Source organism: Actinoplanes sp. NPDC020271 (assembly GCF_044388125.1).
Taxonomy (GTDB): domain Bacteria; phylum Actinomycetota; class Actinomycetes; order Mycobacteriales; family Micromonosporaceae; genus Actinoplanes.
Map to the genome: position 1 here is coordinate 43,167 of NZ_JBIRWQ010000008.1, position 15,008 is coordinate 58,174.

The 15,008-nt window shown below is 72.5% G+C and carries 12 protein-coding genes; 3 read left to right on the forward strand and 9 right to left on the reverse strand.

The window, feature by feature from the left end:
* Nucleotides 1–179: 179 nt before the first annotated feature.
* The 3 genes from ACH442_RS19435 to ACH442_RS19445 all read left to right on the forward strand — a co-directional run bounded on the left by ACH442_RS19435 (nt 180) and on the right by ACH442_RS19445 (nt 2,103).
* Complete coding sequence (locus ACH442_RS19435) at nt 180–1,082, forward strand: universal stress protein (RefSeq protein ID WP_396339431.1); 903 nt, start codon at nt 180–182, stop codon at nt 1,080–1,082.
* 91 nt (nt 1,083–1,173) lie between these two features.
* Nucleotides 1,174–1,659, forward strand: a complete 486-nt coding sequence (locus ACH442_RS19440; RefSeq protein WP_396339432.1) for a flavodoxin domain-containing protein — start codon at nt 1,174–1,176, stop codon at nt 1,657–1,659.
* Between the two features lie 36 nt (nt 1,660–1,695).
* Entirely contained in the window at nt 1,696–2,103 is a 408-nt protein-coding gene (locus ACH442_RS19445; protein ID WP_396339433.1) for a hypothetical protein, read from the forward strand.
* Here ACH442_RS19445 and ACH442_RS19450 read toward each other — a convergent pair.
* From ACH442_RS19450 to ACH442_RS19490, 9 genes are all read right to left on the reverse strand, one after another.
* Entirely contained in the window at nt 2,066–4,753 is a 2,688-nt protein-coding gene (locus tag ACH442_RS19450; RefSeq protein WP_396339434.1) for a GNAT family N-acetyltransferase, read from the reverse strand. The genes ACH442_RS19445 and ACH442_RS19450 overlap by 38 nt on opposite strands.
* Nucleotides 4,754–4,881: 128 nt before the next feature.
* On the reverse strand, nt 4,882–5,772 hold the full coding sequence (locus tag ACH442_RS19455) for a universal stress protein (RefSeq protein ID WP_396339435.1): 891 nt from the start codon (nt 5,770–5,772) through the stop codon (nt 4,882–4,884).
* Between the two features lie 21 nt (nt 5,773–5,793).
* A complete protein-coding gene (locus tag ACH442_RS19460; protein WP_396339436.1) occupies nt 5,794–6,588 on the reverse strand; it encodes an ABC transporter permease subunit in 795 nt (264 codons plus the stop codon).
* Nucleotides 6,589–6,595: 7 nt separating this feature from the next.
* Nucleotides 6,596–7,486, reverse strand: a complete 891-nt coding sequence (locus ACH442_RS19465) for an ABC transporter ATP-binding protein (protein ID WP_396339437.1) — start codon at nt 7,484–7,486, stop codon at nt 6,596–6,598.
* 57 nt (nt 7,487–7,543) lie between these two features.
* The gene (locus ACH442_RS19470; protein ID WP_396339438.1) at nt 7,544–8,695 is read right to left on the reverse strand and encodes a site-2 protease family protein; all 1,152 of its coding nucleotides are present in this window, start codon (nt 8,693–8,695) and stop codon (nt 7,544–7,546) included.
* Between the two features lie 319 nt (nt 8,696–9,014).
* A complete protein-coding gene (locus ACH442_RS19475; RefSeq protein ID WP_396339439.1) occupies nt 9,015–9,407 on the reverse strand; it encodes a VOC family protein in 393 nt (130 codons plus the stop codon).
* An 80-nt stretch (nt 9,408–9,487) separates the two neighbouring features.
* Complete coding sequence (nifJ, locus tag ACH442_RS19480) at nt 9,488–13,027, reverse strand: pyruvate:ferredoxin (flavodoxin) oxidoreductase (protein WP_396339440.1); 3,540 nt, start codon at nt 13,025–13,027, stop codon at nt 9,488–9,490.
* Between the two features lie 17 nt (nt 13,028–13,044).
* Nucleotides 13,045–14,682: an NAD(P)-binding protein gene (locus ACH442_RS19485; protein WP_396339441.1), complete on the reverse strand. Its 1,638-nt coding sequence runs from the start codon at nt 14,680–14,682 to the stop codon at nt 13,045–13,047.
* On the reverse strand, nt 14,679–14,924 hold the full coding sequence (locus ACH442_RS19490) for a hypothetical protein (protein ID WP_396339443.1): 246 nt from the start codon (nt 14,922–14,924) through the stop codon (nt 14,679–14,681). The genes ACH442_RS19485 and ACH442_RS19490 overlap by 4 nt, the downstream gene beginning before the upstream one ends.
* Nucleotides 14,925–15,008 lie beyond the last annotated feature (84 nt).

The following is a 15,008-nucleotide window of genomic DNA, read 5'->3' on the forward strand; positions in this document are numbered from 1 at the left end:
GGAGGGCCCGGGCCCGGGCGCAACGGTGGCCGATGAACAGGCCGAACAGCACTGTCGCCCACGCGCGATCCGCGGTCACCTGGAATCAGGAGCGCCGGCAGCGCGGTCGGCGTCCCGCCTTTCCGGGGTGCCGCAACGTTCCCGGCGTGCGAAACACGCGGATGGGTCGGGAGGCAGTCATGAGCGACCTCGACAAGTTCAACATCGAGCGGGAGGCACGGCAGCGAGCCGGTGACCCGCACCGGGTCTCGCCCTACACCGAGGTGATCAACCGCTACCTCGGCGCCTTCTCCTACGTGGACCCGTACGTCGCCCCGCGGGCGACGTCCCCGGCGCCCGCCGCCGGTGACCGGATCGTCACGAGCACGGTCCTGGCCGGAGTGGACGACATGCCCACCAGCCACGTTGCCGTCGATCAGGCGGCGATCGAAGCCGAACTGCGCGGATCCCCGTTGCTCATCGTGCACGCCGGTGGCTCGCCGCACGACCCGCGGCTGCTGCGGCGCCTGGTCGAACGCGTGCACGCGTTCGCCCCGCAGGTGCCGGTCTCGACCCGGGTCACGGTCGGGATGAACGCCGCCGAACTGCTGCTCTCGGCGGCCGGCGACAGCGATCTGATCGTCGTCGGGCACCGGCACGGCCCGGTCCGCAGCGTGCTGCGGCGCAGCGTCGCCGACCGGGTGGCCGCCGAGCACCCCGGCCCGGTGCTGGTGGTGCGCGAGGCCGGCTGGCCGCCCGGACCGGACCTGGCGGCCCGTCCGCTGCTCGTCGGGATGAACGGCTCGGCGGCGTCCACCCGGGCGGCCGAGTTCGCCGTCACCGAAGCGGCGGCCCGCGGCTGCGACGTCGTTCTGCTGCACGTCACCAGGGAGCCGAGCGAGACACCGGACTGGACCGAACGCCGGGGCGGTGTCACGGTGCACAACCGGAGCGTCGCCGGGAGCCCGGTCAACGAGATCGTCGACGCCTCCGGCCATGCCACCGCGGTGGTGCTGGGTCGCACCACGAACCCGGGCCGGCTCGGCTCGGTGGACCGGGCGATCCTGCATCACGCCCACTGCCCGGTCTTCTTCGTCCGCTGAGCCGGACGCGCCGGACGGCGCCTTTGTACCGCCTTTCGGCCCTGCCCGCGACATCGCCCGCAGGCCGACGATGAGCACGGAGGTGGCCGCCATGACGCGAATTCTCGTGGCTTACGCCAGCCGGAGCGGATCCACCCGAGAGGTGGCCGAGGCGGTGGCGACCGTCGCCACCGCCGCCGGCCACGACGTGGTGCTGGTTCCCGCGCGGGCCGTCGACGAGCCGTTGACCGGCTGGGACGTGGTGATCCTCGGTGCGCCGCTCTACTCCGGGCGCTGGCACCGGGACGCGCACCGATTCCTCAAGAAGCACCGCGGGGAACTGGACCGGCTGCAGGTCGCGGTGTTCGGCCTGGGACCGCGCCGGGACGACGAGGACGCCTGGCGGCGCAGCTCGGCGCAGCTGGATCGGGCGTTGAGCCGCCGGCCCTGGCTGGTGCCGGCGACCGTCGGCCTGTTCGGCGGCGCCGACCCGCCCCGGCGCGGCCGCCCGCGGCGGGATCTGCGGGACTGGGCGGCGATCGGCGAATGGTCACACAAGGTCCTGGCGATGACCGGCGCGGAAGAAATCGCCGGCTGACCTCGGCCACCAACTTCGGCGCATCGGAGGAAACCCATGGCCAGCGGGAAGGCGTCACGAGTCAGCGACAGGATCCGCCGGTTCAACAAGCGCATCCTCAATCCGGTGATGCGCACGGTGGCGGGCCGGCGGCATTGGTACGCGGCGGCCCTGCACCACACCGGGCGCCGCACCGGCCGCGCCTACGTCACCCCGGTGCTGGCCGAGCCGGTGACCGACGGGTTCGTGATCCCGCTGCCGTACGGCACCGGGGTGGACTGGCTGCGCAACCTGCGCGCGGCCGGTCACGGCCGCCTGGATCTGCACGGCCGTCGATTTGTCGTCTCCGGTTTCCAGGTGATCGGCCCGGAGACGGCACTCCCGCGGGTGCGCGCCGTCCGGCGAGTGGTCTGGCGCCGGCTCCGCGTCAAGAATTTCCTGTACGCGGACGCGAAGCGCGCGTGACGTCGCGGGTCAGCCGCTCGCCGGTGGATCGTGCCCCGGGCAGCGCGACCGGTGACAACCTGCGCAGGCCGGCGTCCGGTTCGGCGCCGGCCGCGGCGACCCGGATCCGCGCGTCGGCGGCGGTGACCCCGTCCGGGCCGGCGAGGACGGGCGCCAGTTCCAGCGCCGCGATCTCCGGGTGGTCCTCCGCCAGTCGGCCGACGCGAAGCAGCAGGTCCTCCAAGGCGGACGTGTCGAACGAGGGGATCCGGTCGGCGGCGAGGTCCAGCTCACGCCACATGCGCCGCGCGTCGAGGTCGGTCAGCGGCATCAGCCGTACGGCATGAACGTCGCTCTGCTCCTCGGAAACGAGCCGCAGCAGTGAGCCGAAGAGCGGGTCGTGGCGGATCGCCGCACTGAGTCGCGTCGGGGCCGTGATCTGCCGTTGCATCACGACGCCCGCTGCTCCGCGGACGGTTCCGGCGACCTCGTCGAAGGCGTCCCGGACATCAGCGACCCTGGTCAGGCCGGGCCGTACGGCCGCCGGCCGGTCGGGCGCCGCCGCGGCCCGCATGACCACCGGGAAGCCGAGACGTTCGGCGACCGCCACCGCGGCCACGCCCGTCGCCGCGGGGAACACCGGCAGCAATCCGATGCCGTACGACCGCAGAATCGCGGACACGCGCAGCCGTGACAGCCAGCCGCCTCCCTCGGCCAGCGCCTGACCGATCAGTGCCCGCGCCCGCTCGGTCTGCAGACCGGGCAGGTCGGGCCGCCGGCCCAGTGGCTGCCGGCGCCACACCGCGTACCGCTGAGCCCTCGACAGCGCCTGCACCGCCGGGTCCGGCTGCTGGTAGACGGGCGCGCCGCGGGCACCGAAGGTCGGCACGTCGTCGGTGCTGCCGATCACGACGGCCGTGACGGTGACGTCCGGATGGTCGTCCACGACCCGGCCGAGCTCGGCCATCATGCCGGGCGGGCAGTTCGCCCGGGTCCCCACGATCATCAACAGCAGCATGTCGACCTCGCCGCTGTTCGCGATGATCTCCGCGGCCTCCGAGATCGCCGGGACCGTCGCGTCGACGCCGAGATCGACCGGGTTGTCGTGGCCCCGCGGCAGCTGGCGGCGAGTCTCCCGGCTCAGCGGCGGGCAGGTCAGGCCGGCGGCCTCGGCACGGTCGGCGGCCAGCGGGGTCAGCCCGCCGGCGTTGCCGACGATCCCGATCCGGGTGCCGGTGGGCAGCGGCTGACCGATCAGCATCCGCGCGGTGTCCAGCATGTCGCCGATGCCGGTGGTGCGGATGATCCCGGCCTGGGTGAACAGCGCGTCGACCAGGTCGTGCGACGCGGTCGTGGCACGCCGGCTCTCGATCGCCAGCACCGGTTTGCGCCGTCCGAGTGCCCGGACCGTGCGGGCGAACCTGCGCGGGTTGCCGAAGGACTCCAGGTGCAGGGCGACCGCCTGTGTCGCCGCGTCGTCGTACCAGTAGGCGATGAGGTCGTTCGCGCTCACGTCGAACCTCTCGCCGAGGGAGACGAAACCGGAGACACCGCAGCCGCTTCGCGCGGCGTCGGCCAGCAGGGCGATGCCGACCGTGCCGGACTGCGCGGCCACCGCGAGGCCACCGGCCGGGGGCCGGGCCGGGGCCAGACAGGCGTTGAGGCGTACGTGGGGATCGGTGTTCAGCAGGCCGGCACTGCCCGGCCCGACCAGCCGGATGCCGTGCTCCCGGGCGATGCGCAGTACCTCCCCCCGCCGCTGCCGGGCGGCGGGCCCGGAACCTTTGAAGCCCTTGCTGAGCACCACCGCCGCGCGCACCCCGCGCTGCCCCGCCTCCTTGAGCACCCCGGGGACCAGGTCGGCACGGACGGCGACGACCGCCAGGTCGACGGGCTCCGGCAGGTCGGCCACACTGCGCACGGCCGGCATCCCGCACACCGGTCGTCCGGACGGGTTGATCGCGTACAACCGCCCGGTGAAGCCGTAGTCACGCAACGCCCGGAGCACCTCGTGCCCCGCGCCTCCGTGCCGTTGCCCGGCACCGATCACCGCCACCGAGTCCGGCGCCAGCAACGGGTGCAGGGAGGCCCGTTCCGCGACCCGGTCCCGGGCATCGGCGGCCCGGTCGAGGGCGGGCCGATCGTTGAGGTCGATGGCCACGTCGACGTACCCGAGCCGGGTGTGACTGCGGGTGTGCGCGTGGAAGTCACGCACCATGCGCAGCACGCCGGCGTTGCGGGGCAGCGCCTGCCCGAGAAAGGTGGTGATGCCGACCCGGCGTGCCCGGGCGGCCAGATGCTCGAGCAGCAGGGTGCCGATTCCCCGGCCGTGGTGGTCATCGGCCACGAAGGCCGCTATCTCCGCTGTCCGGCCGGCGTTGTCCAGACGGGCGCAGGAGGCGACGCCGAGCAGGTGGCGGCCTTCGACGGCGACGACCGTCAGACGGTCCCGGGTCTCCGGCGCGACGAGCGAGTCCAGCTCGGCGGCGACCGTCGACGGGCCCGGCACGATGAAGAACCGCAGTCCGAGATTCTCCGGCGAGGCTCCGGAATACAGGGCGGCCAGGCCGGGGCGGTCCTCCGGGCGGACGGGCCGGATGGTCACGATGCCTCCGTCGGAGGCGAGGGCGTCGGCTTCGGCCCCGTTGTCGACGGGCAGGTCGGTGGTCATCGGCATCACACCTTTGTGTCCGGGTACCACCTTCAGCATTGGTCTGCTCAACGGGGCCGGGCAGGGCCACAGGCCCCTTCCGCACCGCGGGGACAGGGTGTAACCCGAGCCCCTGAGGATCGGTGTGATCAGGCGGCCGCGACCGGCACCGCCCGGACCACAGCGACCGGGCAGGCGGCGCGATAGATCAGGTGCTGGCTGACCGAGCCCATCATCAGGCCGGTCACCCCGCCGTGCCCGCGGCTGCCGACCACGATCAGCTGCGCGTGGTCGGACCGGGCGGTGAGCACCTGACGGGCGAGGCCGTGCCGCACCTCGCCGTGCACGGTCAGGTCCGGGTGCCTCTCGGCGATCCCGGCCAGCGCCTCGGCCAGCACCCGGTGATGCTCCTCCGCGCTGCCCCCGCTCCGGCGGCCGGCCGGGAGACCGTCGTCGAGGCCGGTGCCACCGGCCGTCGTCCAGGCGTGCACCGCGACCAGTTCGGTGCCGCGGCGATCCGCCTCGTCGGCGGCGAAGTCCAGCGCCGCCGCGGACCCGGGTGAGCCGTCGACACCGGCGACGACCGGGCCGCTCGTCACGCTTCCGCGCACCACCGCGACCGGGCAGGCGGCGTGCGGGGTGACGTGCGCGGCGACCGAGCCGACCATCATCTCGGCGAAACCCCCGGAGCCCCGGGCGCCGAGCACCAGCACATTGGCCTGTTCGCTGAGTTCCAGCAGCACGGTGGCCGGGTCACCGGTCACGGCGCGCGTCGAGCAGGTGATCGCCGGGGCGGTCCGGGCGGCATGCCAGGCCGCGTCCTGCAGGATGTCGTCGGCGGCCCGGCGCAGGGTGGCGTCGGCCGTGGCGGCCAGGGCCGTGGAGTAGGCGACCCCGGCCGGTGGCCACGCGTACGCATGCAGGATCAGCAGGGGGCGGTGGCGCAACGCCGCCTCGGTCGCGGCGTACTCGACGGCTCGCATGGCCGAGGCGGAGCCGTCGGCCCCGACCACGACCGGTGCTCCGGCATGAATGGGCATGATCTCTCCTCTTGTCGCGGGTCAGTGAGCTACCGCGATGTCCCGGCGGGCGAACCTCGGCGCTGCCGCGCCTACGAGAAGCATCGCCACGGCGGGCATCACCAGATAGGTCCAGCGGAATCCGGCCCCGATCGGCCCTCCGCTCATCGCCTGGTCGAACGGGGACAGCGGCTGCCACGGCTCGACGGCGCCGACCAGTTCCCCGGCCACGTACAGCAGGTAGCCGGCGACCGCGGCGGCTCCGGCCACGGCGATCGCCAGGCCACGGCGTCCGGTGACCGCTCCGGCGGCCAGCGCGAGAGCGCCGAACTCGAACGCCAGCAGCACCATCGCCAGCGTCGCGGACAGCAGCGGGCCGAGCCCGATACCGAGCCCGAACAGCACCGAACCGGCCAGGACGGCCGCGTACAGCACCGTGCCCAGGGCCAGCAGCCCGGTCAGCAGGGCGGCGCTCTGCTGGAGCAACAGGCCGGTGGTCGTCACCGGGGTCACCAGGAGCACGTCGAGCGTGCCGGCCTCCTCCTCGCCGGCGATCGCCCGGGCTCCGCGGCCGATCGCATACGTGAGGAACAGGACCGGCACCAGCGCGCTGAACAACTCGCCGTTGACGAATCCGGTACCGGTGCCGAAGTCCTGCAGGTTGAACAGCTTGCGCATCGCCTCCGGATAGTCGGCGAGGAACTGCTGCAAATTGGTCATCTTCCCGATCGACGGCCAGAGGGCGGTCTCCAGCAGCACCACCAGGGACAGTCCCAGGCCCCAGCCCAGCAGGGAGCGGCGCTGGTCGTGGAGGGCTTTGGCGAAGACGGTACGCATGGCCGGGTCACTCCCGCCGGTCGTAGTAGCTGAGGAAGACGTCTTCCAGGTCGGGCTCGTGCGTGACGATCTGCTCGATCCCGTACGGCGCCGCCACCCGCATCAACTCGGTCGTGTGCCCCTCGACGACCAGGTGCGCGGTACGCCCGGTGACCGTGATCTCGCGGGCGGCGGAGACCTGGTGGAGCAGTTCCACGGGCGGGTTGCCGGTGAACGTCAGGTCGATCCGGCGTACCGCCTGGGCCTTGAGCTTCTCGATCTCCTCGACCACGGCGAGCCGTCCGTGGACCAGGATGCCGACCATGTCGGCGACCGCCTCCACCTCGTAGAGGTTGTGCGAGGAGAGGAACACGGTCTGCCCACGGTCCCGGGCCTCGCGCACCATGGCGAGGAACTCGTGCTGGATCAGCGGGTCGAGACCGGCGGTGGGCTCGTCGAGCACGAGCAGAGCGGGGGAGTGCATGAACGCCTGCACGATGCCGACCTTCTGGCGGGTGCCGTGCGACATCGCGCCGATCCGCAGGTTCAGGTCCAGCTCGACCCGGTCGGCCAGGGCGCGCACGGTCTCCCGGACCGGCCCGCCGCGCAGCCGGCCCAGGTATTCCAGGTAGGCCGCCGCGGTCAGCCGGGGATAGGCGGCGAAGTCGCCGGGCAGGTAGCCGATCTGACGCTGTGCCCGTTCCCGGTCGCGGACCACGTCGAACCCGTCGATCTCGGCCCGGCCGCCGCTGGGGCGCAGAAGGCCGGCGAGTAACCGGATGGTGGTGGTCTTCCCGGCCCCGTTCGGGCCGAGGTAGCCGAAGACGATGTCGCGCGGGACGGTCAGGTCGAGCGCGTCCAGCGCCTGCCGGCCTCGGTAGGACTTGCTCAGCTCCCAGGTCTGCACCGCGTTCGGCACGGTGTCCCTCCGGTCGGGTCGGGTCGGTCAGGGCCGAGTTGATCAGGGCCGAGTTGATCAGGGAAGTGCGTGCAGGTCGCGCTCGGCGGGGGCGGCTCCGAGCCGGATGACGCCGATCAGCCGGCCGACGTCGCCGGCGGTCAGTACGCCACAGGGCCGGTCCCGATCGACGACCACCAGCGTGTGCAATGTCGTGTCCAGTCCGTCCACGACCTCGAGAAGGGGGTCCTCGGGGTGGACGACGCGCAGCCGGGCGACCGGGATCATGACGCGCGCGAGCCGGGCGTACCGGCGATCCGAAGCCGGCAGCGACGCCAGCGCGGCGACGGGGAGAAGTCCGGCGAGCCGGCCGTCAAGATCGATCACCGGGTACGTCCGGTGCGGGCACCACCGGGCGGTGTGTTCCGCGAACTCGGCCACGCTCTGCCCGGCCTGCCCGGACACCGCCGGTGCCGACATCGCCGCGCTGACCGGGATGCCGCGCAGGTCCTCCGAGAGCCGGACCGCGGCCTGTTCACCACGGGCGGCGAAGCCGAGATACCAGCCCAGCAGGACCAGCCAGACCCCGGTGATGACGGCATGCCCGAGGACGAGCAGGGCGCCCAGCCCGGAGAGCAGCACACCCAGGACCGCGCCGGTCTGGGTGGCCGCGCGCCGGGCGACCGTCTGGTCACCGCGGATCCACCAGACGATCGCCGTGAGGATCCGGCCGCCGTCCAGCGGGGCGCCGGGCAGCAGGTTGAAGACGGCCAGCATCAGGTTCGCGCCGGCCAGCCAGGTCAATCCGATCCGGAGCAACGAGGAGGAGAGCAGGCCGGCCGGGAACGTCAGCACTCCGAAGAGCCCGGCGGCGACCAGGCTGGTGAGCGGACCCACCCCGGCGATCAGCAGCTCGGCCCGCGGACTCCGCGGCTTGTCGTCGAGGACGGACACACCACCCAGGGCCCACAGCGTGATCGACTGGACGCTGATGCCGTAGTGCTGCGCGACGAGGGCGTGCGCCAGCTCGTGGGCGGTGAGGGCGGCCAGGAACAGCACCGCCATCCAGATGGCGGTGAGCCAATAGGCGAGCGCGGGGTAGCCCGCGGCCGCATCCGGCAGCAGGGTCTCCGCCAGGGTCCACACCAGCATGAGAAGAATGACCAGCACGGACCAGTGGACTCCGATCGGAATCCCCCGGACCCGGCCGAGGCGGACGGTCTGCCGCATGGCGGCCACCTTCTTCGCGGTCAGTCGCCGGCCGGACCGGCCGGTGCGCCATCAACTGCCCACCGGGCGCCGCACCCGCAGTGAACGTCACCCGGTGGACGTCTCAGCCCGAGCGTCCACCGGCCGGTGCCGCCGTGCCAGGGCCATTGGTCCCGGCGGGCGGTGGTCAGCGTGGCCGTCGCCGGGCGGATGGCCGGCACAGGGAGCCGGTGTACTCGCATACCGGCCCCTGCCGATGCCGAGTCGCTCCCGCCTCTCGCGGCCGCTGATACGACGGCGCACGGCCGGGGAACCGTGCGCCGTCCCTTCTTCCGGCATCTCAGGTGCGGTGCAGTGTCCCGCCCTGCAACAGGCCCACAGCATTGCCGGAAGGGTCCCGGAACATCGCGTACGACAGTGAGTCGTTGATCCTGGTCGGTGGAATCAGGAGGGTGCCGCCGAGGGCCTCGACGCTCCGGAGAGCGCCCTCCAGATCCTCGACGTCGATGTAGACCGTCACATGATGTGAGATGTCGTCCCGGGTCTGCATGAGAGCGCCGCCGGCTCCGCCTGCGACCGGACGGACCAGGCAGTAGTCCTCGATGGCGTCGTCGATGGTCCAGCCGAAGGCTTTGGCGTAGAAGTCGCGCAGCACGGCCAGATCCCGGCCGCCGATCTCCCAGTGCACCACCGCGTTCGTCATGGTGATCACCTCGATGTGGTTGCCGTTCACCGCCAGTGTGCGTCCGGCGCCGGCGGTGTGGCCAGGGCCGGTGGTCCCGTGAAGTCCGGATGCTCGCCCGGCCCCGGGCCTCATCGGCGGGCGTCGGAGGGGAAACGCTCCGGCCCGTGCGAGGCCATCTCCTCGTAGACGCGCCAGCGCTGATCGACGGCCTCCTGCGCCAGCCGGGCCAGCCGCTCGGCCTCCGCCGGATCGGTGTCGTGCAGCTGCCGGAACCGCAACTCGCGGCCGGTGAACTCGGTCAGCGGCAACCGCGGTCGCGGGCAGTCGAGCAGGAACGGGTTCTCCCCCGTGGCCCGCAGCACCGGGTCGTAGCGCATCAGCGGCCAGTACCCGGTCGCGACCGCCCGATGCTGCTGGTTCAGGCCGTCGCGCATCTCGATGCCGTGGGCGATGCAGTGCGCGTACGCGATGACCAGCGACGGCCCGTCATAGGCTTCCGCCTCGCGCAGTGCCTGCAGGGTCTGCTGCGGGTCGGCGCCCAGCGCGACCCGGGCGACGTAGACGTTGCCGTACGCGATGGCCTGCAACGCCAGGTCCTTCTTCGGGGTGGTCTTGCCGCCGGCCGCGAACCGGGCCACCGCCGACAGCGGGGTCGCCTTCGACATCTGCCCGCCGGTGTTGGAGTACACCTCGGTGTCGAGGACCAGCACGTTCACGTTCCGGCCGCTGGCCAGGACGTGGTCGAGGCCGCCCGCGCCGATGTCGTAGGCCCAGCCGTCCCCGCCGACGATCCACACGCTGCGCCGGACCAGGTGATCCAGCACGCTGCGCAGGTCGGCGACGAGCGGATCGCCGGGTGCGAGCTCGTCGAGCCGTCGTTGCAGCTGCGCCAGCCGGTCCCGCTGGGCGGCGAACTCCGACTCGCGTCGTTGCGGCGCGTCGAGGACCGGGTCGACCAGTGCGGAGCCGATCCGGTCCCGGAGCTGCCGCAGCCGGCTCTGGGCCAGCTCGCGGTGCAGATCGGCGGCGAGACGGAAACCGAGGCCGAACTCGGCGTCGTCCTCGAACAGCGAGTTCGACCAGGCCGGGCCGCGCCCTTGGGCGTTGCGGGTCCACGGTGTGGTGGGCAGGTTCCCGCCGTAGATCGACGAGCAGCCGGTGGCGTTGGCGACCATCAGGCGGTCACCGAACAACTGCGAGAGAATTTTGAGGTACGGCGTCTCGCCGCACCCGGTGCAGGCCAGCGAGAACTCGAAGAGCGGCTGGAGGAACTGCGCGCCGCGGACGGTGCCGAAATCAACGCGCGTGCGATCGGCGTACGGGATCGTCTCGAAGAATGTGATCTTGTCCCGACCGGCCTGCACCTGCGGCTCCCGTGGTTCGAGATTGATGGCCTTGCGGTCGGGCGAACCGACCGGGCACGCCTCGACGCAGAGTCCGCAGCCGGTGCAGTCCTCCAGGTAGACCTGCAGGCTGAAAGCGGTGTCCGGCAGCCCCCGGGCGTTCAGGGGCGCGACCGGGAAGCCGTCCGGCGCGCCGTCCAGGGCCGGCCGATCGATCAGCTTGGCCCGGATGACGCTGTGCGGGCACACGAACGCGCAGGTGCCGCACTGGATGCAGGTCTGTGGATCCCAGGTGGCGACCAGCTCGGCGAGGTTGCGCTTCTCGTAGGCGGTGGTTCCGCCGGGGTAGGTCCCGTCGACCGGCAGTGCGCTCACCGGCAGACGGTCGCCGAGCCCGGCCAGCATCGCGCCGGTGACCTCACGCACGAACCGGGGCGCGGTCTCCGGGACCGGCGGCGGCGGTTGCCGGGTCGAGGTCTCCTTCGCGGGTACGTCGACACGGCGCAGACCGGCGAGCGCGGCGTCCACCGCGGCGTGGTTGCGGGCGACGACCTCGGGGCCCCGCTTCGCGTAGGACTTGCTGATCGCGGCCTTGATCCGGGCGATCGCCCGGTCGGGCGGCAGCACCCCGGAGACGGCGAAGTAGCAGGTCTGCAGCACGGTGTTGCTGCGCCCGGGGAGCCCGGCCTCGGTCGCGACGCGGTCGGCGTCGATCGCGTGGACCCGCAGGCCCTTGCCGATGATCTGTTGCTGTACCGGGCGTGACAGCGCGGCCCAGACGTCCTCCGCGGCGGTGTTGAGCAACACCGTGGCGCCGGGCGCGGCTGACTCCAGCACCTCGGCGCGGTCCAGCAGCGAGGCATGGTGGCAGCCGACGAAACCGGCCCGGGTGATCAGGTAGGGCGCGTGGATCGGCGCCGGCCCGAACCGCAGGTGGGACACGGTGAGCCCACCGGACTTCTTGGAGTCGTAGACGAAGTAGCCCTGCGCGTGCGTGCCGGGGTCCGCGGCCAGGATCTTGATGGTGTTCTTGTTGGCGCCGACCGTGCCGTCCGAGGCGATCCCGAAGAAGACGGCCCGGTTCGTCCCGGGCGGTTCGATGTCCAGCTCGGCCCAGGGCAGGCTGATCCCGGTGACGTCGTCGACGATCCCGACGGTGAACCGGGGACGCGGATGCGCGGCGGCCAGCTCGTCCAGGACCGCGGCGACCATGCCCGGAGTGAACTCCTTCGACCCGAGACCGTACCGGCCGCCGATCACCGCCGGCATCGGGCGGCCGCTGCCGGCCAGCGCGGCCACCACGTCCAGATGCAGTGGCTCGCCGGCCGACCCGGGCTCCTTGGTGCGGTCCAGCACGGCCACCCGGGTCGCCGTGCCCGGCAGCGCGGCCACCAGCTCGGCGGCGGGGAACGGCCGGAACAGCCGGACCTGGACGACACCGACGCGTTCGCCGCGTGCGGCCAGGTGGGTGACGGTCTCCCGGGCCGTCTCCGCGCCCGAGCCCATCACCACCAGGACCCGCTCGGCGTCCGGGTCGCCGTGGTACTCGACCGTGCGGTACCGCCGCCCGGTCCGCGCGCCCAGCTGGTCCATCGCGTCCTGCACCGCCTCCGGTACCCGGGCGTGGAACGGGTTGACGGTCTCGCGGCTCTGGAAGTAGACATCCGGGTTCTGTGCCGTGCCACGGATCACCGGGCGTTCCGGGGACAGCGACCGGGACCGGTGCTCGCGGACCAGACCCTCGGGCACCAGGGCCCGCAGGTCCTCGTCGTCCAGGGTGTCGATCGTGTTCAGCTCGTGCGAGGTGCGGAAACCGTCGAAGAAGTGCACGAACGGCACCCGCGTGCGCAACGACGCGGCCTGGGCCACCAGCGCCAGGTCGTGCGCCTCCTGCACCGAGGCGGACGCCAGCATCGCGAACCCGGTGGCCCGCACCGCCATCACGTCCGAGTGGTCGCCGAAGATCGACAGCCCCTGGGTGGCGAGCGATCGAGCGGCCACGTGCATGACGGCCGGCGTCAGCTCCCCGGCGATCTTGTACATGTTCGGGATCATCAGCAGCAGGCCCTGCGACGCCGTGAACGTCGTGGTCAGCGCGCCGCTCTGCAACGCGCCGTGCAGGGCGCCGGCGGCACCGCCCTCGCTCTGCATCTCGACTACCGACGGCACCGAGCCGAAGAGGTTGCGACGCCCGGCGACCGACCACTGGTCGGCCAGTTCCGCCATCGGGGACGACGGCGTGATCGGGTAGATGCAGCAGATCTCGTTGAGCCGGTACGCGACCGACACCGCGGCCTCGTTGCCGTCCATGACCGTGCGGCTCACGACCGTACCTCCTGTAGTCAGGACCGGTTCTCCGGGACCAGTTCGATGGCGTGTACCGGGCACTGGGCGAAACAGGTGCCGCAGCCGGTGCAACGGTCGTAGTCGAAGCGATAACGGTCGCCCGGCCCCAGCTTGATCACCGCGTCCTCCGGGCAGGCGCCCAGACACCCGTCGCACTCGAAACAGTTGCCGCAGGACAGGCAGCGTTCCGCCTCGAAGCGCGCGGCGTTCTCGTCGAGCCCGGCGACGACCTCGGTGAAGTCGGCGACCCGGGTGACGGGATCACGCTCCGGCTGGACCCGGCGCCGGGCGTCACCGAAGTACCACGGATGCAGCAGATCGAACTCGGCGACCGGGTGCTTGACCGGAACGGCTCCCGGCGTACCGCTGAGGAAGTCGTGGATGTGGCGGGCGGCCTTGCGGCCGTGCCCGACCCCGACGGTCACCGTGCGTTCGGCCGGAACCATGTCGCCACCGGCGAAGACGCCCGGGCAGCCGGTCATGAACGATCCCGAGACCACCACCGTGCCGTCCGGACCGCACTCGACCCCCGGCACGTCCTGCAGGAAAGCAGTGTCGGCCCGCTGTCCCAGCGCGAGCACCACCGTGTCGGCCGTGAGCGTCTCGGTGCGCCCGGTCGGCACCGGCCGGCCGTCGCCGTCCAGGTCCATCACCTCGACCGTCAGCTGCGGCCCGTCGAACGCCTGGATGGTGCGCAGCCAGTTGATCTTCACGCCTTCGCGTTCGGCCTCGGCCGCCTCCTCGGCGTGCGCGGGCATCTGCGCCCGGGACCGCCGGTACACGATCAGCGCCTCCTCGGCGCCGAGCCGCTTGGCGACCCGCGCGGCGTCCATGGCGGTGTTGCCGCCACCGTAGACCGCGACCCGGCGCCCGATCACCGGCCGCTCGCCCGAGGCCACACTGCGCAGCAGACCGATCGCGTCCACGATCCGCCCGGCCTCGCGGGCCGGGATGTCCACCCGGCGCGACAGGTGCGCGCCGACGGCGACGAAGACGGCGTCGAACCGGCCGGCTCGGCGCTCGGCCACCAGATCGCGGACCGGATGCTCGCACTCGATCACCACACCGAGGGCGGTGATCCGGGCGATCTCCGCGGCCAGCACGTCCCGCGGCAGCCGGTAGGCCGGGATGCCGTAGCGCATCATTCCGCCCGGCTCGGCGCCCGCGTCGTGAATCTCCACGTAGTGACCGAGCCGGGCCAGGTGGTACGCGGCGGAGAGCCCGGACGGCCCGGCGCCGATCACCAGGACCCGGCGGCCGGTCGGTGCCGGTGCCGGAGCGAAGGCCCAGCCCCGCTCCAGGGCCAGGTCGCCGAGGAAACGCTCGACACCGTGGATCGAGACCGCACTGTCCAGGTGCAACCGATTGCAGACCGACTCGCACGGGTGGTAGCAGACCCGGCCGTGCACGGCCGGCAGCGGATTGTCGGCCGCCAGCACCCGCCAGGCCCGCTCGTAGTCACCGGCCTGGGCGTACCCGAGCCACGCCTGGATGTTCTCCCCGGCCGGGCAGCCGGCGTTGCACGGCGGCAGCAGGTCCACGTAGACCGGACGGCGTTCCCGGACCGGACCGCCGCGCGCCTGGTCCCGTGCGAGATCCGGCAGCGGCGTCATGTCGTGCGGCCCGGCGCTCATGACGGTTCCGCCCGGCGAGCCTGGTCCAGGCTGTGGTCGAGCATCTCCCGGACGGCCTCGGCGAGGTGGTCCTTCGGCGGCGGGACCAGAATGGGGAACAGGCAGGGCGTGGCCGCCCACTCGTCGGCAGAGCACGCCTCGTCCGGCGTGCCGGGGCGTTCCGCCTCGTCCGACGCCCGGGCGAGCGCGGCACGGTCGTCGGGCGAACCGTCGTATCCGATGACGCTCTTCTTCTTCAACACGGGACGGACCTCCTCACCGGCATCGGGCCGTTCCACCCCATGGCACGCAGATCCGCCGCGTGTCCGACAGGGCCGGAGGGCCCG

What these genes read in the sequence shown, in the direction of transcription:
- ACH442_RS19485 (WP_396339441.1), bottom strand. Translation starts at nt 14,682, where the DNA reads ATGAGCGCCGGGCCGCACGACATGACGCCGCTGCCGGATCTCGCACGG.
- ACH442_RS19440 (WP_396339432.1), top strand. Translation starts at nt 1,174, where the DNA reads ATGACGCGAATTCTCGTGGCTTACGCCAGCCGGAGCGGATCCACCCGA.
- ACH442_RS19460 (WP_396339436.1), bottom strand. Translation starts at nt 6,588, where the DNA reads ATGCGTACCGTCTTCGCCAAAGCCCTCCACGACCAGCGCCGCTCCCTG.
- ACH442_RS19435 (WP_396339431.1), top strand. Translation starts at nt 180, where the DNA reads ATGAGCGACCTCGACAAGTTCAACATCGAGCGGGAGGCACGGCAGCGA.
- ACH442_RS19450 (WP_396339434.1), bottom strand. Translation starts at nt 4,753, where the DNA reads ATGACCACCGACCTGCCCGTCGACAACGGGGCCGAAGCCGACGCCCTC.
- ACH442_RS19470 (WP_396339438.1), bottom strand. Translation starts at nt 8,695, where the DNA reads ATGCGGCAGACCGTCCGCCTCGGCCGGGTCCGGGGGATTCCGATCGGA.
- ACH442_RS19445 (WP_396339433.1), top strand. Translation starts at nt 1,696, where the DNA reads ATGGCCAGCGGGAAGGCGTCACGAGTCAGCGACAGGATCCGCCGGTTC.
- ACH442_RS19455 (WP_396339435.1), bottom strand. Translation starts at nt 5,772, where the DNA reads ATGCCCATTCATGCCGGAGCACCGGTCGTGGTCGGGGCCGACGGCTCC.